At 74.4% G+C, this 23640-nt stretch carries 24 protein-coding genes and 1 pseudogene; 10 read left to right on the top strand and 15 right to left on the bottom strand.

From position 1 onward, the window contains the following. Nucleotides 1-52: 52 nt before the first annotated feature. A complete protein-coding gene (locus tag KME75_RS11080; RefSeq protein ID WP_219414513.1) occupies nt 53-298 on the top strand; it encodes a hypothetical protein in 246 nt (81 codons plus the stop codon). Nucleotides 299-343: 45 nt separating this feature from the next. Here KME75_RS11080 and KME75_RS11075 read toward each other — a convergent pair whose 3' ends face one another. Next, complete coding sequence (locus KME75_RS11075; RefSeq protein ID WP_219414512.1) at nt 344-889, bottom strand: MarR family winged helix-turn-helix transcriptional regulator; 546 nt, start codon at nt 887-889, stop codon at nt 344-346. A gap of 71 nt (nt 890-960) precedes the next feature. Between KME75_RS11075 and KME75_RS11070 the strand changes: the two genes are divergently transcribed. Together KME75_RS11070 and fahA are read left to right on the top strand one after the other, a co-directional pair. Then, the gene (locus KME75_RS11070; protein WP_308282693.1) at nt 961-1800 is read left to right on the top strand and encodes a hypothetical protein; all 840 of its coding nucleotides are present in this window, start codon (nt 961-963) and stop codon (nt 1798-1800) included. After that, the gene (gene fahA, locus KME75_RS11065; RefSeq protein ID WP_219414511.1) at nt 1797-3011 is read left to right on the top strand and encodes a fumarylacetoacetase; all 1215 of its coding nucleotides are present in this window, start codon (nt 1797-1799) and stop codon (nt 3009-3011) included. The genes KME75_RS11070 and fahA overlap by 4 nt, the downstream gene beginning before the upstream one ends. On the opposite strand, the gene KME75_RS11060 is transcribed toward fahA, so the two are convergent. The 9 genes from KME75_RS11060 to KME75_RS11020 all read right to left on the bottom strand — a co-directional run bounded on the left by KME75_RS11060 (nt 2986) and on the right by KME75_RS11020 (nt 13307). Next, nucleotides 2986-4218, bottom strand: coding sequence for an amidohydrolase (locus KME75_RS11060; protein WP_219414510.1), 1233 nt, complete (start codon nt 4216-4218; stop codon nt 2986-2988). The two genes, fahA and KME75_RS11060, sit on opposite strands and share 26 nt — an antisense overlap. Nucleotides 4219-4242: 24 nt before the next feature. Further along, the gene (locus KME75_RS11055) at nt 4243-4944 is read right to left on the bottom strand and encodes a hypothetical protein (RefSeq protein WP_219414509.1); all 702 of its coding nucleotides are present in this window, start codon (nt 4942-4944) and stop codon (nt 4243-4245) included. Between the two features lie 15 nt (nt 4945-4959). Next, the gene (locus KME75_RS11050; protein WP_219414508.1) at nt 4960-5709 is read right to left on the bottom strand and encodes a DUF5058 family protein; all 750 of its coding nucleotides are present in this window, start codon (nt 5707-5709) and stop codon (nt 4960-4962) included. Nucleotides 5710-5824: 115 nt separating this feature from the next. Beyond that, complete coding sequence (locus KME75_RS11045) at nt 5825-6544, bottom strand: aspartate/glutamate racemase family protein (RefSeq protein ID WP_219414507.1); 720 nt, start codon at nt 6542-6544, stop codon at nt 5825-5827. A gap of 118 nt (nt 6545-6662) precedes the next feature. Next, on the bottom strand, nt 6663-8210 hold the full coding sequence (locus tag KME75_RS45790) for a helix-turn-helix domain-containing protein (RefSeq protein WP_219414506.1): 1548 nt from the start codon (nt 8208-8210) through the stop codon (nt 6663-6665). After that, nucleotides 8207-9286, bottom strand: a complete 1080-nt coding sequence (locus KME75_RS11035) for a DUF917 domain-containing protein (RefSeq protein WP_219414505.1) — start codon at nt 9284-9286, stop codon at nt 8207-8209. The genes KME75_RS45790 and KME75_RS11035 overlap by 4 nt, the downstream gene beginning before the upstream one ends. 31 nt (nt 9287-9317) lie before the next feature. Next, entirely contained in the window at nt 9318-10382 is a 1065-nt protein-coding gene (locus KME75_RS11030; RefSeq protein ID WP_219414504.1) for an S-methyl thiohydantoin desulfurase family protein, read from the bottom strand. Next, on the bottom strand, nt 10375-11937 hold the full coding sequence (locus KME75_RS11025; RefSeq protein ID WP_246631871.1) for a hydantoinase/oxoprolinase N-terminal domain-containing protein: 1563 nt from the start codon (nt 11935-11937) through the stop codon (nt 10375-10377). Before KME75_RS11025 ends, KME75_RS11030 begins: the two co-directional genes overlap by 8 nt. Before the next feature lie 29 nt (nt 11938-11966). Then, nucleotides 11967-13307 carry a purine-cytosine permease family protein gene (locus tag KME75_RS11020; protein ID WP_219414503.1) on the bottom strand — a complete coding sequence of 447 codons (1341 nt, stop codon included), beginning with the start codon at nt 13305-13307 and terminating at the stop codon, nt 11967-11969. A 332-nt stretch (nt 13308-13639) separates the two neighbouring features. On the opposite strand from KME75_RS11020, the gene KME75_RS11015 reads away from it, so the two are divergent. The 3 genes from KME75_RS11015 to KME75_RS11005 all read left to right on the top strand — a co-directional run bounded on the left by KME75_RS11015 (nt 13640) and on the right by KME75_RS11005 (nt 16572). Continuing rightward, a complete protein-coding gene (locus KME75_RS11015; protein ID WP_219414502.1) occupies nt 13640-14308 on the top strand; it encodes a hypothetical protein in 669 nt (222 codons plus the stop codon). A 17-nt stretch (nt 14309-14325) separates the two neighbouring features. Next, a complete protein-coding gene (locus tag KME75_RS11010) occupies nt 14326-14961 on the top strand; it encodes a protein-L-isoaspartate(D-aspartate) O-methyltransferase (protein WP_219414501.1) in 636 nt (211 codons plus the stop codon). A gap of 138 nt (nt 14962-15099) precedes the next feature. Continuing rightward, entirely contained in the window at nt 15100-16572 is a 1473-nt protein-coding gene (locus KME75_RS11005) for an Nramp family divalent metal transporter (protein WP_219414500.1), read from the top strand. 18 nt (nt 16573-16590) lie between these two features. Here the strand turns inward: KME75_RS11005 and KME75_RS11000 are convergent, their stop codons facing one another. Next, on the bottom strand, nt 16591-17775 hold the full coding sequence (locus KME75_RS11000) for a mandelate racemase/muconate lactonizing enzyme family protein (protein WP_219414499.1): 1185 nt from the start codon (nt 17773-17775) through the stop codon (nt 16591-16593). Then, nucleotides 17775-18935 (bottom strand): M24 family metallopeptidase, encoded by a 1161-nt coding sequence (locus tag KME75_RS10995; RefSeq protein WP_219414498.1) that lies wholly within the window; start codon nt 18933-18935, stop codon nt 17775-17777. The genes KME75_RS11000 and KME75_RS10995 overlap by 1 nt, the downstream gene beginning before the upstream one ends. A gap of 72 nt (nt 18936-19007) precedes the next feature. Here KME75_RS10995 and KME75_RS10990 point away from each other — a divergent pair, with 72 nt between their 5' ends. Both KME75_RS10990 and KME75_RS10985 read left to right on the top strand, forming a co-directional pair. Then, nucleotides 19008-19901 carry a LysR family transcriptional regulator gene (locus KME75_RS10990; RefSeq protein ID WP_219414497.1) on the top strand — a complete coding sequence of 298 codons (894 nt, stop codon included), beginning with the start codon at nt 19008-19010 and terminating at the stop codon, nt 19899-19901. Between the two features lie 28 nt (nt 19902-19929). After that, complete coding sequence (locus KME75_RS10985; protein WP_219414496.1) at nt 19930-20625, top strand: haloacid dehalogenase type II; 696 nt, start codon at nt 19930-19932, stop codon at nt 20623-20625. Between the two features lie 4 nt (nt 20626-20629). Here the strand turns inward: KME75_RS10985 and KME75_RS10980 are convergent. Continuing rightward, nucleotides 20630-21089 (bottom strand): annotated as a pseudogene (locus KME75_RS10980) (universal stress protein). Nucleotides 21090-21203: 114 nt separating this feature from the next. On the opposite strand from KME75_RS10980, the gene KME75_RS10975 reads away from it, so the two are divergent. Continuing rightward, nucleotides 21204-21938 carry an AfsR/SARP family transcriptional regulator gene (locus tag KME75_RS10975; protein ID WP_219414494.1) on the top strand — a complete coding sequence of 245 codons (735 nt, stop codon included), beginning with the start codon at nt 21204-21206 and terminating at the stop codon, nt 21936-21938. Nucleotides 21939-22055: 117 nt separating this feature from the next. Further along, nucleotides 22056-22214, top strand: a complete 159-nt coding sequence (locus tag KME75_RS10970) for a hypothetical protein (protein WP_219414493.1) — start codon at nt 22056-22058, stop codon at nt 22212-22214. Nucleotides 22215-22240: 26 nt separating this feature from the next. Here the strand turns inward: KME75_RS10970 and KME75_RS10965 are convergent, their stop codons facing one another. Then, nucleotides 22241-23323 carry an acyltransferase family protein gene (locus tag KME75_RS10965; RefSeq protein ID WP_219414492.1) on the bottom strand — a complete coding sequence of 361 codons (1083 nt, stop codon included), beginning with the start codon at nt 23321-23323 and terminating at the stop codon, nt 22241-22243. Nucleotides 23324-23429: 106 nt separating this feature from the next. Continuing rightward, nucleotides 23430-23640 (bottom strand): hypothetical protein (locus KME75_RS10960; protein ID WP_219414491.1); only part of this gene is annotated, 211 nt, incomplete at its 5' end.

The raw sequence follows: 23640 nt of genomic DNA, 5'->3' as shown, positions 1-23640 counted from the left end.
CCACGGCCCAGCCAGGCCGATGGGACTCCCTCCGCGGCCTGGGCGGCGCGCTGTGCGTGTCGAGGGCGGCGGTGATCCGGGCCTGGGCTGCTGCCGCGGCCGCTTTCAGTTCCTCCAGCGCCCGGATCCGGGCAATCCGCTCCGCGTCGGGAACATCCGGGTCGAGCCGGGCCAGCCGGGCCACCCAGCCGGCGATGGCGCGCGCATCCAGCGGCGCCGCCGCCGGAGCGTCGATGCCGCCGCGCCGCATCTCACCGGGCTGCTCGAACACGCGTACGAGCGTATCGACGCCGACTGACACCGGCGGCGCGTCTTCGGCGCCTGTGGACAACTCCGTCCCGGCTCAGAACCGCCGGTTCGCCGCCAGCGCCGCCGGGCTCGCCATGAGCTTCTCCAGCAGCGCGGTGAGGGTGGCGAGCTCAGCGGGGTCGAGCGCGGCCGCCCAGCTCTGCTCGCGACGGTTGTGCGCGGCGAAGGCGTCGGTGAACTGGCGCTCGCCCTCGTCGGTGAGGGCGAGCAGCACGGCGCGCCGGTCGTGCTCGGCGGGGCGACGGGACACGAGCCCGTCGCGCACGAGCGTGTTCACCAGCGCGGAGACGGCGGCGCGGCTCATGCCGGACAGCTGTGCGACCCGCTTGGCCTCGATCGGGCCGGTCAGGAACAGCACGAACAGCACGCGGAAGCCCGGCCAGGACCAGCCGCGGGGCCGGTGCACGGCCGACTCGAGGTCGTAGGCGAGCGAGGTGGCGGCCCGGTGCAGGCTCAGGACCAGTCGCATCGCGGCCGCGTCGACCCCCGGCAGCGCCCGGACCGTGCGATCCATCGCGACGTCGACGAAGGACCAGTAGCTGAGGTCCTCGTCGTCGGGCTCGACGGAAGGGCTTCCCATGCGCTGCATTCTGCCGTACGTTCCCCCACAAACCGATCAAAGTTTTGATCGTATCTGCGGGAGGCCGACTCGTGACATTCGCGGGACTGCTCGACGACGCTGCGCTGTTCCCGCCGGGGAATGCGCCGATGGCTGGGGCGGTCCCGGCGCACCGGCGGCATCGGGACGCCTGGTACGCGGGACTCGTCGGTCCGTTCCTGGTGCCGGCCGCGCGACTCGACGAGCTCGCGGCACACCTGCCCGAGGACGGGGAGATACCGCTGGACCTCGGGCTCATCGCGGCGGCCGAGGCGCTGCCGGCCGCGCTCGCCGCGGTCGGGGCGGAGCGGCGGCTCGCGCTCGTGGCCGTGGAGGTCGCCCCGTCGCAGGCGACGGCCGCCGCGGTGGTCGAGGCGGTGCGGCAGCACGTTCCCGAGGGTGTCGCGGTGGCCGTCGGGGTGCCCCGCGGCCCGGTCCGGCCAGGGTTCCTCGACGCGCTGGCAGGTACCGGTCTGCGGGCGAAGCTGCGCACCGGCGGCACCGAGGCGGCCGCGTTCCCCGACGAGCGGGAGCTGGCCGAGGCGATCGCCGCCTGCCGTGCCCGCGCGATGGCGTTCAAGTGCACCGCGGGGCTGCACCACGCCGTGCGGCACACCGGCGAGGGCACCGGGTTCGCCCACCACGGCTACCTCAACATCCTGCTCGCCGCGGAGGCCGCGGAGCGGGGCGCCGACGCGGACACCGTGGCCGGGCTGCTGGCCGAGCGGTCGCCCGAGGCCGTCGTCGTCGCCGTCGCCGCGCTGTCCGACGACCGGCGGCGCGCTGCCCGCTCGCTGTTCACCTCGTTCGGCACGTGCAGCATCACCGAGCCGGTCGACGACCTCGTCGCGCTCGGCCTGCTCGCGCCCATGATTCCGGAGAGGACCCGATGACCTGGCTCGACCTGCCCGACGACACCCCGTTCGGCCTGGCGAACCTGCCGTATGGCGTGTTCAGCACCGCGGCCGGGCCCCGCCGCGTCGGCGTGGCGATCGGCGACGACGTGCTCGACGCCGGTGGCGCCGCGGCCGCCGTGGAGGCACCGTTCGCCGAGCTGCTCGCCGGGCCGCTGCTGGACCCGCTGCTCGCCGCGGGACGTCCGGCCTGGCAGCAGGTCCGGGCGGCGCTGACCGAGTGGCTCACCGACGACTCCTACGCCGACCGGGTGCGGCCGCACCTCCACCCGCGTGCCGCGGTGGCCCTGCACCTGCCGTTCACGGTGGGCGACTACGTCGACTTCTACGCCAGTGAGCACCACGCCACGAACGTCGGGAAGATCTTCCGGCCGGACTCGGCGCCGCTCACCCCGAACTGGAAGCACCTGCCGATCGGCTACCACGGGCGGTCGGGCTCGGTCGTGGTCTCGGGCACCGATGTCGTCCGGCCGTGCGGGCAGCGCAAGGCCCCTGCCGACGCCGAGCCGGTGTTCGGCCCGTCGGTCCGGCTCGACATCGAGGCCGAGGTCGGGTTCGTCGTCGGCGCGGGCTCGCCGATGGGTTCGACGATCGGCGTGGCGGACTTCGCCGAGCACGTGTTCGGGGTGTTCCTGCTCAACGACTGGTCCGCTCGGGACCTGCAGGCCTGGGAGTACGTGCCTCTGGGCCCGTTCCTGGGCAAGTCGTTCGCCACGTCGGTCTCGCCGTGGGTGGTGCCGCTCGACGCGCTGGCGCACGCCCGGGTGGCGCCGCCGCCGCGTGACCCGCAGCCGCTGCCCTACCTGCGCGACGCCGAGGACTGGGGGCTCGACCTCGCCATCGACGTGCGGCTGAACGGGCACGTGATCGCCCGCCCACCGTTCGCGACGATGTACTGGACGCCGGCGCAGATGCTCGCGCACACCACCGTGAACGGCGCGCCCACCCGCACCGGCGACATCTACGGCTCCGGCACGGTGAGCGGCCCGGAGCGCGACCAGCGCGGCTCGCTGCTGGAGCTGTCCTGGGGCGGCACCGAGCCGCTCGCGCTGCGCGAAGGCAGCACGCGGACGTTCCTCGAGGACGGCGACACGGTCACCATCACCGCCACCGCATCCGGCCCGGACGGCAGCCGGATCGGCTTCGGTGAGGTGACCGGGACGATCAGGCCCGCCCGACCCGCGACATGATCGCGGCGTAGGCGGCCGTCACCCCGGTGGTCAGCGTCGGCTCGACCACCGGGGCGAAGTGTGGCGAGTGGTTGGACGGCACCGGGTCGCCGCTGTCGACGACCTCGTCGGGCATGCCGCCGAAGAACCAGTACACGCCCGGCACGCCGATCGCCTCCGGCAGGTGGCCGAAGTCCTCGCTGCCCATCCGCGGCGCCGTCCGGCGCACCTTGTCCTCGCCCAGTGCGCCCGCGAGCGCTGCGCTGAGCTGTTCGGTGGCCTCCGGGTCGTTGTAGAGCAGCGGGAAGGTGTAGAGCTTCACGACCTGTGGCTCGGGTGCGCCCGACGCGAGCGCCTCGGCGTGGATGACCCGGCGCAGAGCGGCCAGTACGCGCGTGCGGACCTCCGGGTCGAGGTTGCGGACGTTGACCGTGAACTCCGCGGCCGACGGGATGATGTTCTCCTTGAGCCCGGCGTGGAAGCTGCCGATCGTCACGACGGCGGCCTGCTGCGGCGGCACCTCGCGGGAGACGACGCTCTGGATCCGCACCACCATGTGCGCGGCCAGCACCACCGGGTCGATCGTCTGGTCCGGCTGCGAGCCGTGCCCGCCGCGGCCGTGCACGGTGACCTTCCAGCTGTCGGCCATCGCCATCGCCGGGCCGCTCGACACCTCGACCGTGCCGGTCCGGCCGGGCCACACGTGTTGGCCGAAGACGACCTCGGGCCGCGGCACCCGGTCCCACAGCCCGTCGGCGACCATGGCGGCCGCGCCCTGGCTGGTCTCCTCACCGGGCTGGAAGAGCAGGACCACCGTGCCCGCCCAGGCGTCGCGGGTGGCCGACAGCAGCTCCGCGACCCCGATCCCGCAGGTGACGTGCATGTCGTGGCCGCAGGCGTGCATGACCGGCACGGCGGTGCCGTCAGGGAGCGTGCCGCGGGCGGTGCTCGCGTAGTCCAGCCCGGTCTGCTCCTGCACGGGCAGCGCGTCGGTGTCCGCCCGGAACCCGACGACCGGGCCGTCCCCGTTGCGCAGGACGGCCGCCACTCCGGTGCCGCCGACCGTGATCGCCTCCCAGCCCAGCGCGACCATCCGCGCGCTGATCAACTCCGCCGTCCGGTGTTCCTGCATCGACAGCTCGGGCGCGGCGTGCAGGCCCCGGTACAGCGCGTGCAGGTCCTCCCGCAGCGCGGCGGGGATCTCCAGCGGGGCGGGGAGCACGGTCATGGGTTTCCTCCAGCTCGGTCGTGATCATTCATTGTGAGCCGTGCGGTCGCGCAGCACCCACGCGAGGACCATGGTCACCAGCACCACGAGCGCCGTCGCGAACAGGGCGAGTGCCGGCAGGACGGGCACGAGCAGCAGTTGCATCACGGCGGCGACGACCACGGCGATGACGGTGATCCGTGGCTGCTTGACGAACGCGGCGAGCTGCACCACGACGGCGCCGATGATCGCGGGGAAGATGTAGAGCCGCGCGACCTCGACGATGCTCTCCGGCAGCACGCTCACCAGCCATGTGCCCAGGAGGCCGACGAGCACCAGCAGCGAGACCACGTGCACGACCACGGCGCCGCAGATCGCCATCACGGCGGCCAGCTCGGCGCGCCGGGTGCCCGGCTTGGCGTCGATCGCGACCTGGGCGACGATCGCCGACGGCAGCAGCTTGTTGGAGATGTTGCCGATCATGAAGGCCTGATACATCGCCGCGGGCCCCAGTACGGGGAAGTAGGTGATCGGCTCGATCACCCAGACCGCGGCGAAGACGGCCGCCACCGCCAGGAAGCCGGTCCACAGCTCGGCCTGGCTCGGCGAGAGGTCGGTGAAGAACACGAGGTAGGCGGGCGCGGCCCAGGACAGCGCCAGGCAGAGGCCCATCGTGATGCGTCCCCAGCGGGACGTGGTGCGGTCGTAGCGCGCGTAGGCCGCGAGCCCGGCTTCGGTCGTCGACACGGTCGTCCTCCGGTCTCAGGAAACGGGTGCGCCCGCGGCCCCGCTGGCGAGGTAGGCCACGACCAGGCCGATGATGATCGAGAAACCCAGCCCCCACTCGCGGAGCCAGGCCTGGCGCAGCGCCTTGGCCAGCGTGAGGCAGACTGCCATCGCCACGGCCGAGACCACGACGGTGATGATGTGCACCCAGGTCTTGCCCAGCTCGGCGATCCCCAGCGAAGCGAAGGCCCCGAGCAGCGCGGCCGAGGGGACGATCGCCATCAGCGCCGGGTTGACCGACCGCAGCCGCGCGTCGCCGCGCTTGAGCAGCGGGGTGAGCACGAGCGTCGCGACCATCCACATCCCGCCGGAGAGCGCCATGGCGAAGAACGCCACGGCGAACACCTCGGCCGTGTACCCGGTGCCGCCGAGGTCGGCGCCCATCGTCCCGGCGGCGAGGCTCGCCGAGGACGCCTCCGTGGCCGCGGAACCGACCAGGCCGATCCGCACGAGCACGGCGGGCGTGCCGAACAGGGCCAGCAGCGCCACCGCCACGATCACGATGGCGAGCGACGGACCGATCGCGGCCACCGCGCCCGAGCGGAACGACATGCGCAGGTCCTGGCGGGTGAACCCGATCTCGGGGCCCGCGCTGCGCGCCGCCCGCATGTAGATGACTGTCTGCAGAATGATCACTGCGAACACGGCGAGGGCGATGATCCACAGCACCGGGAGGTTGGCGTAGGCGGTGACCGGCGCACCGGCCGTGGCGGGAACGGACGTCATTGGCAGCTCCTGGCAGGGGTCCCGGACGGGTCACGTCGTGTGCCGGACCGTGCGACGGGAACCTAACAATTCCGGAGCGGGCATGTCGACCGTTCGTGCCCGGCCCGGACGCGGCTCAGGCCACGCGCTCCTTCGCGGGCGGCGGCATGTAGGTGGTGCGGCTGGCACGCAGGCCGAGTCGGTCCGCCCGCTCGAGCCAGGTGACGGCGGCCGCGGTCGGGTCGACGACGGGTACGTACGCCCCGTCCTTCTCGAGCCGGTCCTGCACCGCGCGGGCCACACCGAGCATGCCCGTGCAGCCCAACACGATCACGTCGGCCTCGCGGCGGGCGACCGCGTCGGCGGCCTGGGCGTGGATGCGGTCGACGAGCGCGTCGTGGTCGTCGAGGCCGAGCACGGGGATGTCGACCACCCGGATGGCGCCGAGGCGCTCGGCGAGCCCGTACCGGCGGAACAGGCCGTGAAGCATCGGCAGCACGTTGGGCCGCACGGTCACGATGCCGACCCGCTCGCCGAGGCCCAGTGCCGTGAGGACCGCGGGTTCGAACCCGCCGACGACCGGCACGTCGACGATCTCGCGCGCGGCCGGGACGGCGGGGTCGGCGAAGCAGGTGACGAACACGCCGTCGACGCCGTCGGCCGCGGCCTCGCGGACCCGGTCGAGGATCCCGGGGGCGGCGAGCGCCTCGTCGTACTCGGACTCGATGCTGGCGGGGCCGCGAGCGAGCGACACCACGTCGACCTCGGTGCCGGGTGCCGCCCACGCGGCGGCCTCGGCGCGGACGGAGTCGAGGAGTGCGTTGCCGATCACGGGCAGGATGACGCGCAGGTGCACGGTGAGCCTCCGGTCGTCGCAGGGTTGCGGCGACGGTAGGGCGCCGGGCGGGCGGCGGGAACGGGCCACGTGCACCGTCGGCCGGCTCGCGCTGTGCACGATGCCCCGGCCCGGCGGCTCAGGTCCCTGGCCGGTCCAACGTCCGACAGGCCATCTGCAGCGCCAGCCGCTGGCTGGCGTCGTCGAGGTCGACGCCGAGCCGGCCGCGCAGGCGGTGCAGCCGGGTGGTCACGGTGTTGCGGTGCAGCCCCAGCAGCTGGGCGGTGCCGGTGATCGACCCGTTCGCCTCCAGGTAGGCCCGCAGCGTGACCAGCAGCTGACCACCTTCAATGTCGCGCAGCGGCGCCAGCGCGGAGTCGGCGAAGGCCTGCAGGATCTCCGAGCGCTGCCAGGTGGCGAGCAGCCGGGCCACCCCGAACTCGTCGACGTGCTCGGCGGCCGGCCGGTGCTCGTGGGACCGGGCGAGGTAGGCCGCGTCGCGGGCCTCGGCGAGGGTCTCGGCGAGGCCGGTCGGGCCCCGGTGCGGGCGGCCGATGCCGGCCACGGCGCCCCAGCCGCGGGGCAGCGCCGCCAGGGCCCGGCGCACCCCGTGCACGACGGCGCGTCCGTCGTCGGGGCCCGGTTCGGCGTCCCGGCTCAGCCACGCCGACCAGGCGTCGCCGCGGTCGATCACGGCGGTCGGGCGCAGCCCGTGCTCACCGAGGGTGCCGCGCAGCTGGACGGTGATCGTCCACCGGTCCGGGTCCGCGCCGGCGCCGTCGACGATCAGGTGCAGCCCGACGTGCCAGTCCGGGAGCCGCCAGCCCAGCGACACCGCGCTTTCGGCGACGTCGCGCCGGAGGGCGGCGCGGCCGGCGAGGATCTCGGTGAGCAGGTGGGCCTGGAACGCGGTGTCGCGGTCGGCGGCGGCGCGCTGCCCGGTGAGCCAGGCCCGCACGAACGGCTCGGTGACGGCGAGCCCGGCCGCCACGGCCTCCCGCCTGCCGTCGTCGCCGCCGGGCAGGGCGCAGGTCAGCCAGGCGGCGGGCCGGTGCGCCCGCTGGTCCCCGACCGGGTGGACGAGCAGTCTGCCGCCCGCGGCGAGGTCGGCGTGCTGGGCGACGGCGAGGTCGAGCCGCAGCCCGGGCGGCAGGGCGACGGGGTCGCCGGCGACGGCGGCGCCGTCCGGGGCGAGCACCGACACCGGGGCGGCGAGCACCTGGCTCGCGGTGGCGACGACGTCCGGGCCGGTGGCCTTGTTCGCGAGCCGGCGCACGAGCTCCTCGACGAGGCGGGCGCGCACCAGCTCCGGGGCGCGCACCCGCACCGTCAGCCGGTGCAGCAGCTCGACGAGGTCGACTTCGCCCGCGGCGAGCACCGGGATGCGCAGGCGGTCGGCGAGCCGGATCGACGACAGCAGCGGTGGTGCTCCGGTCGCGGCGAGCACCAGCCCGGCCACCCCGGCGGCCTCGGCTCGGCGCACCAGCGCGTCGAGCCGGTACGGGGGGACGACCCGCGCGGCGTCGCACACGACGAGGTGCCCGTCGGCGGTTCCCGGGAGCTCCCCGCCGTACCAGGCAACGTTGCGCACTACGCGGTCCAGGCCCGCCGCGCCGGCGAGGGTGGTCGCCTGCGCGAGCAGCGGGTCGGCGAGCAGGTCGGCGACGCGGACGGGCCGGCCGCTCACGTCCACGCTCCGGCGAGGTCGAGGTCGAGGTCGAGCCCGAACGCGGCGGGCCCGACGACGGCGGCTGCGGCGGCGGGCCACCGGGCGAGCGCGGGAAGGTGCAGCACGGCCAGCGGCTGCCCGGGACGCAGCCGGGCGGGTGGGATCGGGGCGAGCGTGACCGGCTCGACCACCGCGAGCACGTCCGGGACGGCGGCGACCGGCACGCCGTCGACGGTCAGGGCGAGGTACTCGTCGAGCAGGTCCAGTCGAACGACGGCGCCGGTTGCGTGGTCGCGGACGGTGGCGCTGCCGAGAACGTGGTCGCGGCCGGGCCGGACCTCGTCGACGCGCCCCTCGCACAGCACGCTGGCCCCGATCCGCCGGGCGAGCTCGGCGGGGCCCGCGGGCCGCGCGGCGAGCTGCGCTCCCAGCCGCAGGCACAGCCCGAGGGAGCCGGACACGCCGTGGGTGACCAGCGCTGCGGCCGTGGCCGGGTAGATGGCGAACGCGGCCGCCCCGCCCAGCGCGGCGACGGTGGCGCGCAGCAGCCGCTCGGCCGCCGGCGCCGGGGCGGTGACGAGCACCTCCTCCGCCGCCGCGCCGACGACGGCCAGCGGCGTGATCGGCTCCCCGGCGACGGCGAGCGTGCTTTGGGAGATGAGCGGGAACGCCCGCCCCATCACGTCGCCGTCGACGACCGGCAGCCCGGTGGCGTGCGCGGCGAGCAGCGGGGTGAGGGCGTTGAGCCCGCCGATCTCGATGACGCCGACGGCCGCGGCGGGCCGGCCCACGGCGGCGGCCACGGCGTGCACGGCGCGGGCGAAGTCGGCGCCGTCCGGGGGCCGCTCGGCGACGACGTCGGGGGAGCCGACCAGCCCCACGTGCACGACGAGGGCGTCCGGCGGCAGCGCGGCGGCCGGGACGACGGGCACGGTGGCGCGGTCGGCCAGCGCGTGGCGCAGTGCCAGAACGCCGACGCGCACGTCCCCGCCGCCGCCGGACCCGAGCAGCGCCGCGCCGGCGCCGAGCGCGCCGGCGTCGGTCGCGCCCACGCCCCACCGCCGGGTCGGCGGGGACGTGTGCGGCGTGCTCACGCCGGAGATGATGACACCCCCGCGGCCGGTGTCAGACCGGCTCGTAGTCGTGGTCGTAGCCGAAGTAGCCCGGTCCGGCGAGCGCGAGCCCGGCGGGGGTGCGCCAGCGCGGGTCGCACGGCGCACCGAGCACGCTCACCCGCAGCCCGTACCGCAGCGTCTCGGTGGTCACCGGCTCGCCGGTGTCGGCGTCGAGCACGCAGATGAGGTCCGGGACGCTCACCACGACCCGGCCGTCCCGGCGGGCCACGAGGTGCTCGTTCTGGAACGACAGCTCCAGCACCGATCCGGTGTCGGGGCCGCTGCCGGTCAGTCGGGCCTCGCCGCGGGCGAAGCCGCCCGCGGTGCGGCGGGTGACGTCGACGACCTTGCCGGTGAAGACGCGCCTGCCGCCGAGCACGTCCGCCGCGGCCGCGACCGGGTCGGTGTGCTCCTCCCGGGCCCGCCGGATCGCCGTGCCGATCCGCTCGCACAGCGTGATCGTCCCGGCGACCATGTGGTCCTTGAGCTGGCGCCCCGTCAGCACGTAGAGGCTGGTCGCGGCCGTGCAGCCCATCTCCACCGCGACGCTGCGGGCCAGCCGCTCGGCCCACGGGTTGTCGATGGTGCGCAGCGCGAGGGTGTTGCCGCGCTCGTCGGCCATCGCCATGGGCGCGGCGGTGACCCCGGCGAGGGTGGGCAGCAGCATCTGCAGCTCCGGGAACGCCCGGCCCATGCCGTCGGCGTCGATCAGCGGCAGCGACTGCTCGGCGGCGACGACGAACGGCGTCATCGAGTTCAGCCCGCCCGCCTCCAGCGACACGGTGTGCGTGGCGGGCCGGCCGATGAGCTCCTCCACGGCACGCAGCGCGCGGCTGATCTCGTCGCCGGACGGGAGCTTCTCCAGCATGACGGTCGGCGCGCCCATCAGCGCGGTGGGCACGATGACCGCGTCGTCGGGCACCTCGTCGACGTCGACGAGCGTGACGGGGCCGTGCTCGCGGATCGCCTGCTGCGCCAGCAGCCGCCCGACGTAGGGGTCGCCCCCGCCGCCCGTGCCCAGGACGGCGGCGCCCCGGGCCATGTCGGGCAGCAGTTCGGCGGTGATCTCACGCATCGGTTCCTCCCAGGCTCAGCTCGCCGACGGCCTTGACCCGCACGCGCGTGGCGTTGCCGGGCAGGTAGGCCAGCGGCACCTCCTCGATGTCGACCACCGCGACGGACGCGGGGTCGGCGCCCGCGGCGACGGCCCGGTCGACCGCCTCCTGCCGGGCCTCGTCGAGCACGGCGTCGCGCCGCCCCGGCTCGATCGAGAACACGCGGTCGACCTCGCCGCCGACCTGCGCGATGGCCGCGCCGATCGCGTTCGCGACCGCGTGGTGCTCCGGGCGCAGCACGGCCGATGCCCCGGGCAGCTCGGCGGGCAGCAGGATGCTGCCGCCGCCGACCGCGACCACCGGGATCGGCTCGGCCGAGATCCGCATCCGGTCGACGATCTCGGCGGTGCGCTCGGTGATGCCGTCCAGCGCGGCGCGCACCAGCGAGCGGTCGAGCCCGGCGACCCGGTCGCGGTCGCCGAGGTCGGCCATCCCCGCGGCCACGGCGATGTCGGTGGCGGTCAGCTGGTCGCCGCCGAACACCACCGCCCGCTCGGTGAGGCGGTAGCCGACGCTCTGCGGCCCCACCCGCACCTGCCCGTCCTCGGTGGTGACGTGGCTGCCGCCGCCGATGCCGACCGAGAGCACGTCGGGCATCCGGAAGTTGGTGAGGATCCCCGCCACGTCGACGTCGGCGGAGGCCTCCCGCGGGAAACCGGCCTGCAGGATGCCGACGTCGGTGGTGGTGCCCTCGACATCGACCACCGCGCACGCCTCCTGCCGGGACAGGAACGCCGCCCCGCGCATCGAGTTCGTCGGTCCGGACGCGAACGTGGCCACCGGGTAGCGACGGGCGTAGTCGATGTCCATCAGCGTGCCGTCGTTCTGGCTGAGGAACACCGGCGCGGTGATCCCTGCCTCCCCGACGGTGCGCCGCAGCCCGGCCGTGACCCGCTCGGCGAGCTCGCGCAGCGCCGCGTTGATGATCGTGGCGTTCTCCCGGCCGAGCAGGCCCATCCGGCCGATCTCGTGGGAGAGGCTGACGGACACGCCCGGCAGCTCCGCGGCGACGATCTCCGCGGCCCGGCTCTCGAACTCGGCGTTGACCGGGGAGAACACCGACGACAGCGCGATCGAGCGGACACCGGCACCTGCCACCTTCTCGAGCACGGCCCGGAACTCGGCCTCGTCGAACGGGGCGATCTCGCGGCCGTCGTACTCGTGGCCGCCGTGGCACAGGTGGGTGTGGCCACCGAGCACCCGCACCAGGCGGTCGGGCCAGTCCACCATCGGCGGCAGCGCCCGGGTGGCGGGCAGCCCGAAGCGGATCGCCGCGGTGGGCGCGAGCTCCCGCCCCTCGACCAGCGCGTTGATGAAGTGCGTCGTGCCGATCATGACGGCCGCGACCTCGCCGGGGTCGAACCCGGTGGCCGCGCGCAGGTCGGCGAGCGCGGTGACGATGCCCCCGGTGACGTCGCCGGTGGTGAGCGCCTTCGTGGCGCCGAGCACCGTCGCGTCGCGCACGAGGACCGCGTCGGTGTTCGTCCCGCCGACGTCGATACCCAGTCTCAGCATTGCGGTCTCCTCGTTGCGATCGGGGGCGTTCAGCGGCCGGCGTCGGCCGGGGCCGGCGCGTCCGCCGGGACGGGATGGGTGGGCGCCGTTCCGACACCGCGCACCAGGCCGAGGCGGCCGGCGCCGACGTACAGCGCGAACGCCACCACCAGCGAGTTGATCGACGGCAGGCCCCACGCCACGAGCCCGCCGACGACGGCGGCGACGAACCAGATCACCAGGGTGGCCGGCACCCACACCGGGGCCGACGCCGGCAGCACCCCGTGTGCCCTGGCCTCGTCGAGCGCGGGCCGCCACCGGCGCACCAGGAAGTACTCGGCGACCATGATCCCGGCGATCGGCGGGAACAGCACGCCCAACAGCTGCAGGAAGCCGGTGAAGCCGCCGAGGATGCCGACGGCGCCGAGCACCGAGCCCGCGGCGCCCGCGACGAAGGTGACCGCGGCCCGGTTGACCCGCCGCCCGAACACGCGGTCCAGGAAGTTGACGATGCCCAGCGACGCCCCGTAGAGGTTCCAGTCGTTGATCTTCAGGGTGGCGGCGACGATCACCAGCGTGCCGAGGAAGCCCGAGGTCGAGGTGACGATCGCGACCACGTCGTTCGTCTTCAGCGCCAGCGCGAGCAGCACCCCGATCAGCCCGATCACGTACTCGCCCAGCGTGATGCCCACGACGGTCTGCTTGATCACGTCGCCGGTGGAGCGGTTGAAGCGGGACATGTCGGGGGTGATCACGGCGCCGACGATGAAGCCGCCCGCGACGATCGTCGTGCCCTGCAGCAGGGAGAGCGAGGGGCCGGCCGGCTCCGCGGTGAGCAGGTCGCCGATGTCGTGGCGGGCCAGCTCGGCCACGATCGACCAACCGGCGAGCAGCAGGAAGGCGGGCACGGTGATGTAGGCGGTCCAGGCCATCGACGCGAAGCCGAACACCACGATCGCGGTGACCGCCATGCCGAACAGCAGTGCCCAGCCCCAGACCGGCAGCACGCCGAGCAGGGCGGCCAGGCCCTGTGCGGACACCTCGTTCTGGATGCCGAACCAGCCGATGGCGCTCACGCTGATGGCCAGGCCGATGACCGCCGAGCCGGACGTGCCGAAGCCCGTCCACCGGGCCAGCACCGACGTCGACAGGCCCTCCCGCTGCCCGGCGATCCCGGTGAAGATCGTGACGACCTCCAGGATCACCGCGCCGAAGGTGATCGCGAGCACCGCGTCCCAGAAGCCCATGCCGAAGCCGAGCGTCGCGCCGATCAGGAAGCTCGCGAGCGAGCTGAGCATCCCGAAGCGCTGGATCGCGACCGAGAACCAGTGGTAGCGGGCCGCTGCGGGGACCCTGGCCAAGGCGTAGTCGTCGTGGTCGTCAGCCGCCATCGGTGTCTCCTTGTCTCGACGCGGCACGAGTGGGCGTGGATCGCGACGGTGCGTCCACCTCGACGCGTTGGGGTGCGCGGGACGCTAGGCAGCGGCGGTGGCCCCGACAATGGGCACGATGCCCAGCCGGCCCGCGCCGGTGGGCGATGTGCCCACGCCCGGCGGCCCGCCCGGTCGGGTGAACCCCGTCGCCCAGGGCGACCGGTGATGGCCTGCCCGTGTGAAGTGGGGAAACAGGGCGACGACCAGGTGTGCTCCGGGCCGGGACGGGGGAATCCGGGAGCAGCGGCCGACGCCGCGGCGTGCGTCGGCTTCTGTCTTCGGGGAGCCATATGATCGCGCTGCGCACCCTCGGGGTGGTCCTCGTGATCGTGCTCGGCGGCGTCGGGATGCTGGTGCTGTCGAGCGCGGTGTTGTTCGTCCTCGGCGTCGGGGCGGTCGTCGGGCTGTGCGCCTACTGGGCGGCGCCCGCCCTGCCCGACAGCCTGCTCGCCCGGGCCCCCGACACGCCCGCGGGCATCGGGGCCGTCGCCGGGGCGGGCACGGTCGGAATCTGCTTCGTCCTGGGCGGAATCGGCGTGCTCTTCGGGGGTGCGGTCGTCACGCTCGTCGTCGCCGGGGCCGCGTTCCTGGCCTGGCGCGGCCTGCGCGGCACCGCCGAGCTGCCGGAGGCGGAACCGCCGCCGCACGATCCGCCTGCCGCGCCACCCGCGCCGGCGGCGCCCGTGCTCCCGGCCGGCACCGCCGTCGCCGAGATGTCCACGCTCGACCTCTGCCGGGCGTGGCGGGTGAGCTATCTGCGACTGCAGCATGCCGCCGGGGCCACCGAGCTCGACGGCACCGCGCAGATCCGCCAGCGCTACCTCGACGAGCTCGAACGCCGTGACCTCGCCGGCTTCCGGCGCTGGATCGACAGCGGCGCCCGCGCCGCGAGCGACCCCGCTCGTTTCATCCGCACCGACATCGGGTCCCCCTCCCGCGAGGGTGGTGCGACCGGGTAGCCGGAGGGGAGTGAGCGATGCCGGGGGCGATGTCAGCGGCGGAGGAGCGCGCCGCGATGGTGGAGCGCCTCGCCGCCCGGGGGATCACCGACGAGCGGGTGCTGGCCGCGATGGCCGAGGTGCCGCGGGAGCGGTTCGTCCCGGCGGACGTGGCCGCCGACGCGTACGCGGACATGCCGCTGCCGATCGGGTCGGACCAGACGATCTCGGCGCCGTGGATCGTCGCCTTCAGTATCGAGGTGCTGGGCATCGGGCTGGCGGGCACCGCGTTGGAGATCGGGACCGGGTCCGGCTACGCCGCGGCCGTGCTGTCGCGCTGCTGCCGGACCGTGGTGACCGTCGAACGCCATCCGGGGCTCGCGGAGCGGGCGCGGGTGGTCCTCGCGGAACTGGGCCGCGACAACGTCGAGGTCCGGACCGGGGACGGAACCGCGGGTGCGCCCGACTGCGCCCCGTTCGACGGGATCGTCGTGACGGCGATGGCAGAGGACGACGTCCCGGCCGCCCTGCTCGAGCAGCTCGCCCCCGACGGGACGCTGGTCTGCCCGGTCGGGCACAAGGGGTCGGGGTCGTTGGTACGCCACCGCGCGGGCCGCCGCGAGGACCTTCTGGATGTCGCGTTCGTCCCGCTCGTCACCGGGAATCCGGACTGACCTCGCCCCTGTCCTTGCGCGTACGCAACGGATGCATAACGGCTATGGCTGTCCGGGTTTGCCGCCGGCCGTCCGCGGGGCACCGGAGGGGGCGCAGAGGGTTCGGTGCGGAGCGTTCGGCGAGCGGGAGGTGCCCTGATGGCCACAGCAGACGAGGGCGGCACAGGTAGGGGTGGCCCGGGCGGGGGCGGCACCGTGTCCGTCGCCGCCCGGTTCCCGACCAAACACCTCCCGGCGCCGGAGGTGCGGCCGCTGCCCGAGCCGCCGAAGTCCACGTGGCGGCTCATCGGCCCCGGCGTGATCGCCGCCGGGGTGGGGCTGGCGTCGGGGGAGTTCATCCTCTACCCCTACATCGCCTCCCAGGTGGGCCTGGTGTTCGTGTGGGCGGCGCTCGTGGGCCTCGCGACCCAGTTCTTCCTCAACATGGAGATCGAGCGCTACACCCTCGCCACCGGTGAGACGGCCCTGACCGGGTTCAGCCGGTTCTGGCGGCACTGGGGCCTCGTGTTCGCGATCATGACCTACTTCGCGAACCTGTGGCCCGGGTGGGCCACCAGCTCGGCCACCCTCGTCACCTACCTGTGGGGCGGCGACGCCCGCTGGATCGCCATCGGGATGCTGATCGCGATCGCGTTGATCCTGACGCTCGCCCCGGTCGTCTACGTGGCGCTCGAGCGCGCGGAGATGCTGAAGGTGGCGGCGGTGCTCGTGTTGCTGGTCGTCGGCGCGCTGTTCGCGATCGGCGCCGACACGTGGAGCGACGTGCCGCAGATCGTGACGAACGCCGGCATCCCGGTGGCGGAGCTCGGCTTCGCGCTGCTGCTCGGTGCGCTCGCGTTCGCGGGTGGCGGCGGCGGGCAGAACCTCGTGCAGAGCAACTGGATCCGCGACAAGCGCTTCGGCATGGGCAGCTACGTGCCGCGGATCGCGAGCCCCGTCACGGGGAAGCCGGAGGCGGCCCCGAGCACCGGCTTCATCTTCGAGATGAACGACGAGAACCTGAGCCGCTGGCGCACCTGGTGGCGCTTCGCCAACCGCGAACAGCTCTACACGTTCGTCTTGATCACGTTCATCTCGATCATCTTCACGTCCCTGCTGGCCTACTCCACCGTCTTCGGGCTGCCCGGGCTGGCGAACGACATCAGCTTCCTGCAGGCCGAGGGTCAGCAGTTGAGCGCCACCGTCGGCAGCTGGTTCGGCCCGTTCTTCTGGTTCATCGGCGCCTTCGCGCTGTTCGCGGCGGCGCTGGGCATCGTCGACTACACCAGCAGGCTGGCCGCCGACGTGCTCAAGACCTCCTACCTGCCACAGGCGAAGGAGAGCACGATCTACTTCGGCCTCGTCTGGGGTCTGGTGCTCATCGGGTGCATCGTGCTGCTGGCCGGGTTCGACCAGCCGCTCGTGCTGCTGGTGATCTCCGCGTGCGTCGGCGGCTCGATGATGGTGATCTACTCGGCGCTGCTCCTGTTGCTCAACCGGAAGGTGCTGCCCGGTCCGATCCGGATCAGGGCGGGCCGAATGGCCGCCCTGGGCTGGTCGTTCCTGCTGTTCGGGGTGCTGTCGGTCCTCACGATCATCAACCAGCTCGGCAGGCTGTTCGGCGGCGGGTGAGCCGGGCCCCGGCGTGCGTCAGAACTTCGGCAGGGCCGCGGAGGAGTGCAGGGCGCCCGGGTCGTGGAACCCGAAGCCGGCGCCCTCGGCGCGGTAGCGGGCCGCGTAGCGCTCGACGCGGTCGCGGTCCAGCTCGACGCCCAGTCCGGGGCCCGCCGGGACCGTCAGGTGCCCGTCGGCGTAGTTGACCGCCGGGCCACCGAAGTCGGCGACGACGTCGTCGCTGAGCAGGGCACCGTAGGCCTGGTTCGCGTACCTCGCGTTCGGCATGGCGGCGAGGGCGTGGACGGCCGCGGCCAGGGCGACCCCGAGCTCGCCCAGGCTGTGCTTGACCACCGGCAGCCCGGCCGTCTCACACATCCCCGCGGACCGGCGCATGTTCGCCAGGCCGCCGTCCATCTGGTTGTCCACGGAGACGACGTCCGCGGCACCCGCGCGGATCACGGCGAGCTGGGCGTGCCGGGTCCAGGAGGCCTCGTTCGCGAGCAGCGGCACGTCGATGCGGCGGCGCACGTAGGCCATCTCGTCGAGGTTGCGGCCGGAGACGGGCTGCTCGACGAACTCCAGGCCGTACCGGGCCAGCTCCCGCACCACGCGGACGGCGGCGCCCGGTGACCAGGCCTCGTTGGCGTCCACCCGGATCAGCGCGTCCGGGCCCGCGCCGTCGCGCAGCGCGGCGACCCGCTCGACGTCCCGGCGCGGGTCGTCGGCGCCGACCTTGAGGTAGCACGTCGAGAACCCGGCCTTCGTGGCGCGGCGGCCCTCCTCGGCGACGTCATCGGGCTCGGCGCGGGCCACGTAGTAGAAGAACTCGACACGGTCGCGGAACCGCCCGCCGAACAGCGTCACGAGTGGCTGCCCGCAGACCTTGCCCGCGATGTCCCAGCAGGCCATCTCGACCGCCGCGATCGCCGGGCTGCTCGCCCCGACGTGGTGCCAGGTGCCGACCACGTCGATGCGGCGGACGAGCTGCTCGATGCGCAGCGGGTCGGCCCCGATGACGAGCGGCCTCAGGCTCTCGGACACCGCGAGCACGATCTCCGCGGAAGGGTACGTGGCCGCTTCGCCGAGCCCGACGACGCCCTCGTCGGTCTCCAGCTCCAGCAGGACGCTGATCTGCCCGCGGCGCCTGCCGAACGCCCAGATCTCGTCGGTGCGGAAGGGGACGGCGACCGGGGTGGTGCGCAGGCCGGTGATCCGCATCAGCTCACCACCGTCAGCTCGCGCGGGACGGTGGTGAGCAGCTCGCACCCGTCCGCCGTCACCAGCGCGGTGTCGGAGACGACATGCCCGACCGGCCGCTCCACCCACGACATGAGGTGGAAGACCATCCCGGCGAGCACCTCGACGTCACCGCCGGGCCGGATGCCCAGCACCTCCGGCCCGCCCACCCAGCTGGGGGGATAGCCGATGCCCACCAGGTAGCCGCAGTGGTGGCGCACCGGTGGCGGACCCGCCGGCCCGGTCACGGCGCGCTGCCAGGCGGCGAAGACCTCGCCGGTGCGCACTCCCGGCCGCAGCGCGGCGCGGGCCGCGGCCAGCCCGGCGAGCGCTGCGGCGGCTGCCTCCTGCGCGGCTGGTGGGGCCCAGCCCGGATGGACGGTGCGGCACAGCGGGGCGTGGTAGCGCCGCACACAGCCCGACAGCTCCAGGAACAGTCCTTGACCGGGAGCCACCGCGCGGTCGCCCCACGTGACGTGCTCTTGTCCGAGCATGGCCACCGGGCGGATGAGCGGGACGAACCCCGGGGGCTCGCCACCCGCCGAGATCATCGCGTGGTAGGTCGCCGCGGCCACGTCCCGTTCCGCGGTTCCCGGCCGGGCGGCCGCGATCCCGGCCTGCATCGCCGCGTCGGACACCGCCGCGGCGCGGCGCGCCCACCCCGTCTCGGTCGCCGACTGGACGGCCCGTGCCGTCGCGAGCAGGTCGGAGCAGTCCCTCCAGGCCAGGGTGGGCAGCGCGGCGCGCAGTCCGTCCAGGACGGCGGGCGGCAGGAACGAGCCGTGCCGTTCCACGCCCACCGTCGCGCCGTCCGGCACCGCGTGGGCCAGCGCGCGGGCGGCCGCGTCCGCCGGGTCCTCGCCGTCGGCGAAGGTGACGTGCCGGGCGCCGGGCACCTGGGCCAGCACGGTCGCGCGCTCCATCTCGCGCGTGACGAGCAGCGGATCGCCCTCGGCCGGCAGCACGAGCATGGTGAACGCGAAGTACCCGAGGTGGTCCAGGCCCAGCAGGTAGTAGATGTTCTCCGGGCTCGTCAGCGCGACCGCGGTGAGCCCGCGGACGGCCATCGCCGCGCGCAATGCGGTGATGCGGGCGTCCCGGTCGGGATCGAGCGGGGCGAGGAGAGGGGTGGCGGTGGTCACGGCCGCAGCGTGCGGCCGCCCCGCCCCCAAGAACAAGTGAAGTTTTCTTCCGAGGATCGGTAGCATCACTGCATGTTGGAGCCGCGCCGACTGCGGTTGCTGCGGGAGCTCGCGGTCCGCGGCACGATCGCCGCCACGGCCGAGGCCTGCGGATACACCCCGTCGGGGGTGTCGCAGCAGCTCGCACTGCTCGAACGCGAGGTGCGGATGCCGCTACTGGTGCGCGAGGGCAGGCGGGTGGCGCTCACCGAGGCCGCGCACGTGCTGGTCCGGCACGCGGAGCGGGTGCTGGCGGAGCTCGAGGCGGCCGACGCGGCGCTGGCGGGGCTCGCCCGATCGGTCGGGGGCACGGCGCGCCTCGCCGCGTTCCCCACCGCTGCGGCCGCGTTCGTGCCCGCCGCGATCGCCCGGTGCCGGGCGCAACACCCGGATCTGCGGGTCGTGCTCGAGGAGCAGGAGACCGACGAGGCCGTGCTGGCGGTCCGGTCCCGCAGGCTCGACCTCGCGCTGGTGTACGAGTACGCGCTGCTGCCCCGCCTCGCCGACCCGGGTCTCGACGTCGAGCCCCTGCTCACCGAGCCGCTGCTCGCCGTCCTCCCGGCCGGCTCCACCGTCGCCGAACCGCTGACGCTCGCCGCTTTGCGCGACCGGGCCTGGATCGCTCCGCGCAGCGACACGGCCCTGCGCACGGTGCTGGACCGCGCCTGCGGGCTGGCCGGGTTCGCACCCGTGATCGACTACGCGAGCGACGACTACACGGTCATCGTCGCGCTGGTCGCGGCGGGGCTCGGGGTGTCGCTGCTGCCGCGGCTCGCGGCCGCGTCGCTGTCGGCCGACGTCGAGCTGCGGCCCGTCGCCGAGCCTGCGCTGACCCGCATGGTCTCGCTCGTCACGCGGGCGGGCAGCCGCGGGCACCCCGCGACGGCCGCGCTCGCCCGGTACCTCCGCGAGGCCGCCGCGGAATAGCCCGCCGGGGACCGGGCATTCCCCGATCATGAGTGAGACCACCACGGCCCGTCCGGCCCCGTCGCTGATCGTGTTCGATGTCAACGAGACGCTCTCGGACATGTCCCCGATGGCGGACCGGTTCGCCGCCGTCGGGGCCCCGCCGGAGCTTGCGCAGGTCTGGTTCGCCGGGCTGCTCCGCGACGGGTTCGCGCTGACGGCGGCCGGGGGAGTGGAGCGGTTCGCGGTGTTCGCCGACGGCGCACTGCGGTCGGTGCTGTCCGGGCGGCCGCTGGACCGGGACCTCGACGCCGCCGTGGAGCACGTCCTGGCCGGCCTGCCCGAGCTGACGGTGCACCCGGACGTCCCGGACGGGGTGCGTGGGCTGCGGGCGACGGGCAGGCGGCTGGTCACCCTGACCAACGGCCCGACGTCGACGGCGGAGCGGCTGCTGGGATCGGCGGGGATCGACGGCGAGTTCGAGCGGCTGCTGTCGGTCGAGGACGCGGGGGTGTGGAAGCCGGCAGCAGGGGCGTATCGCTACGCGGCGGAGACCTGCGGGGCCGCGGTCAGCGACATGCTGCTCGTCGCGGTGCACCCCTGGGACATCGACGGGGCCGCGCGGGCCGGGCTCGGCACCGCGTGGGTCAACCGCACCGGTGCGCCCTACCCGCCGTACTTCCGTCCGCCGCAGCACACGGTCACGCGGCTCGACGAGCTCCCGGCGGCCCTCGACCGGGGGTGACGGATCACCCGGGCGGCACGCGCTCGCCCTCCGGCACGTCCGGCACGAGGACGACCGGGCAGGACGCCTTGTGCGCGGCGCGCAGGGCCACCGAGCCGAGCAGGGCACCGGCGAGCACCCCGCGACCCTGGTTGCCCAGCACCAGCAGCTCCGCGCCGCGGGCGTGGTCGAGGGAGCACGGCGCTCGGGTCGCCCTCCCGGACGTGGGTCCGCACGGGGGCGGCCGGCTCGGACAGCGCCGCGTCGAGCCAGCGCCGAGCCTCGGCCTCGAAGTCCTTCTCCGGTGTCCCGGCCAGCGCGTTCGCGCCGAACTGGGGCGGCCGGTGCCAGACGGCGACGGCGTGCACCTCCGCGCCCGTCGTGCCGGCCTGCCGGACGGCCCAGTGCAGGGCCGCCCGGGCGCCGCTCGAGCCGTCGATCCCGACGACGACCCGGGCCGTGGTCGCGCTCTCCCTGTCCGCCATGCCGGTCGGGTACCCCGCATTCGGGACCGGTACCGTGCACACACGGGCGTAACGGCTGCCGTCCGGCCACCGACCTGCACCTCACCGCGTGCGAACCCGGGGGTGCACCCGCTCGTGACCAGGATCCAGCTGCACGGCCGGTTCGCGGTCCAGGTGGACGGCCGGGCCGTCGAACGGGACCTGCCCGGGCGCCGCGGCCGGCTGCTGGTCGCGTACCTCGCGGCGCACCGCCTCTCCGCGGTGGACCGGGCCACCCTCATCGCACTGCTGTGGCATCCGGCGGACCCCGGGCAGGGCGCGTCCGCGGGCTTCACCGTCGTCCTGTCGAAGACACGGGCGGCGCTGGCGCCGATCGAGATCCGCGGCCGCGGGAGCCTGCAGATCGTGCTCCCGCCGCACGCGATGATCGACGCCGCGGTCGCGGCCGCCGCGCTGCACGAGGCCGAGGCCGCGGTCGGCCGGAAGCAGTGGCGGCGGGCCTGGACGCAAAGCCTGAGCGCGCTGTTCGTCACCCAGCGGCAGTTCCTGTCGGACCTCGACCATCCATGGGTCGAGGAGCGGCGCCGCGCGGTGCGCCACGACCACGAGCGTGCGCTGGCGTGTTACGCCGAGGCCTGTCTCGAGCTCGGCGGCGTCGAGCTACCCAGCGCCGAGCGCAGCGCCCGCCGCCTGATCGACGCGCAACCGCTCTCCGAGACCGGCTACTGCCTGCTGATGCGCGCGCTGGCCCGGCGCGGGGACCACGCGGCGGCGCTCGGGGTGTACGACCGCCTCCGGAGCACGCTGCGCGACGACCTCGGCGTGTCCCCGAGCCCCGCCACCCAGGAGCTCTTCACCCGTCTCCTCTGAACGCGGGGGCGACCGCGGGCGGGCAAGGATTCGCCAACCTTTCCCTCACGTCCCGGCAAGCAGGCGGCGGATCCTGGTCCGGACGGGCACCGACCCGGCGAACGCGAGGAGGAGATCGTGAACCAGGTGAGCTGCGAGTGCGGGTTCTCGGCGCGCGACGACGACGAGGACCGGGTGGCGGACATGACGATGCAGCACGTCCGCGCCTCTCACCCGGACCTGGCCGACCAGGTGACGCCCGACGTGGTGCGGGGCTGGGTCGAACTCGTGCCGTGACGTGAGCGCACCTGTCCCGGTGCGGATCAGGCCGCCGGCCGGGCGTTCGCAGGCGATCGCCCCCCGGCGGACCGGGCGGGCCGGTAGGCCAGGCGCGACGGCAGTGCGAAGAGCCACGTGGCACCGGCCTTCACCAGCAGCCGGTGGGTCAGCAGCGACACCGCGGTGAGTGCGACGGCCAGCACCGGCGGGGCGAGGTACTGCACCGCGACCGGGAGGTCGACGTGGCGCAGGCCGATCATGACCAGCGCCAGCCACACCATGTGGATCAGGTACACGGGCAGGGTCTGCTGCCCCAGCGCCACCAACGGCCTGCCCACCCGGAACCGCACGATCAGCGCGGCGAACAGGATCCCGAACACCACCGCCAGGACGTTCAGCAGGAACGAGACACCGGGGACCGAGCGGAGTCCGAGCGCCACGGCGATCCCGGCGCCCACCACGCATGCGGCGGCCGCGAACACCACCGCCACGGGGGTGGTCGACCGGGCGAGGCGTTCGATCAGGTCGCGGGCGTAGCAGCCGACGAGGAAGAAGAACAGGTAGCGGGCCATGAACGTCCACGCGAAGCTGTCGATGCCGAGCAGCCCGGCCCCCGCCACCGCGGACAGGACGGCCGTGGCCCCCAGCTGCAGGGCCACCGGGACGCGCCGGACCAGCTTGCCGAGCACCGAGAACACCGCGAGCGCGTAGAGGAACCACAGGCTGGGGCCGGGGAGCAGCGGCGCCCAGAGCAGCACCTCGAGGCGGGCCGAGTCGTCGGGGTCGACACCCTCGGGGACGGTGGTGAAGAACGCCCACCGGAGCAGGGTCCACAGCAGGTACAGGTACAGGAAGAACGCCACCCGCTTGTGGAGGAGCGTGCGCCACGACGCGGCGAGCGGGCCCGCGGCGAAGAGGCCGGAGGCGAGGAAGAACAGCGGCATGCGCAACGAGGCGAGTGCCGAGTTCGCCGCGACGACCGGGTCCGGGGCCTGTCCCGACTCGGCGAGGAACATTACCGCGTGGTGAGTGACGACGAGGAGGATGGCCATCCCCTTCGCCGCGTCGACCCACGCCAGCCGCCGCTCACGGGTCGCGGTTCCACCTGCCGAATACTGGGATGCCATCACAGGATGCATCGTTCCCGGGCCGCCGGAGTGTTAGCCGTTTCTTCCGGTCGGCAGGACGAACCTCACGCTAATGTCGGGTGGCACGACGGGCGCCCGGCGGCGCTCACTCGGGGCGCCGCAGCCGGACCGTGTCGATCTCGTCGAGCTGCAGCCGTTCGGTGGGGGCGTCGGCCGCGGCGAGCTGGACGGTGACGGCGTCGGCGCCGGCCGGGGCGGGGACCCGCCTCCGCCGCGCCGCGCGGCTCAGGGCGGCGGTGATGCGGTCCGGGACGGTGCTGTGCTTGCGGCCCAGCGCGGGCTTCTCGACGAGGTAC

Origin of the sequence: Pseudonocardia nigra (assembly GCF_019396355.1) — a bacterium.
In the GTDB taxonomy this organism is placed as follows: domain Bacteria; phylum Actinomycetota; class Actinomycetes; order Mycobacteriales; family Pseudonocardiaceae; genus Pseudonocardia; species Pseudonocardia nigra.
The sequence above is the reverse complement of the archived record's forward strand: the minus strand, read 5'-3'. Positions and strand labels throughout refer to the sequence as shown.

Bases quoted from the DNA above. Each gene is read 5' to 3' on its own strand.
- KME75_RS10985 (WP_219414496.1), top strand. From the start codon at position 19,930: ATGAGTGAGACCACCACGGCCCGTCCGGCCCCGTCGCTGATCGTGTTC.
- KME75_RS11005 (WP_219414500.1), top strand. From the start codon at position 15,100: ATGGCCACAGCAGACGAGGGCGGCACAGGTAGGGGTGGCCCGGGCGGG.
- KME75_RS11025 (WP_246631871.1), bottom strand. From the start codon at position 11,937: ATGCTGAGACTGGGTATCGACGTCGGCGGGACGAACACCGACGCGGTC.
- KME75_RS11030 (WP_219414504.1), bottom strand. From the start codon at position 10,382: ATGCGTGAGATCACCGCCGAACTGCTGCCCGACATGGCCCGGGGCGCC.
- KME75_RS11020 (WP_219414503.1), bottom strand. From the start codon at position 13,307: ATGGCGGCTGACGACCACGACGACTACGCCTTGGCCAGGGTCCCCGCA.
- KME75_RS11000 (WP_219414499.1), bottom strand. From the start codon at position 17,775: ATGCGGATCACCGGCCTGCGCACCACCCCGGTCGCCGTCCCCTTCCGC.
- KME75_RS11010 (WP_219414501.1), top strand. From the start codon at position 14,326: ATGCCGGGGGCGATGTCAGCGGCGGAGGAGCGCGCCGCGATGGTGGAG.
- KME75_RS10965 (WP_219414492.1), bottom strand. From the start codon at position 23,323: ATGGCATCCCAGTATTCGGCAGGTGGAACCGCGACCCGTGAGCGGCGG.
- KME75_RS11050 (WP_219414508.1), bottom strand. From the start codon at position 5,709: ATGACGTCCGTTCCCGCCACGGCCGGTGCGCCGGTCACCGCCTACGCC.
- fahA (WP_219414511.1), top strand. From the start codon at position 1,797: ATGACCTGGCTCGACCTGCCCGACGACACCCCGTTCGGCCTGGCGAAC.
- KME75_RS11060 (WP_219414510.1), bottom strand. From the start codon at position 4,218: ATGACCGTGCTCCCCGCCCCGCTGGAGATCCCCGCCGCGCTGCGGGAG.
- KME75_RS10990 (WP_219414497.1), top strand. From the start codon at position 19,008: ATGTTGGAGCCGCGCCGACTGCGGTTGCTGCGGGAGCTCGCGGTCCGC.
- KME75_RS11015 (WP_219414502.1), top strand. From the start codon at position 13,640: ATGATCGCGCTGCGCACCCTCGGGGTGGTCCTCGTGATCGTGCTCGGC.
- KME75_RS11075 (WP_219414512.1), bottom strand. From the start codon at position 889: ATGGGAAGCCCTTCCGTCGAGCCCGACGACGAGGACCTCAGCTACTGG.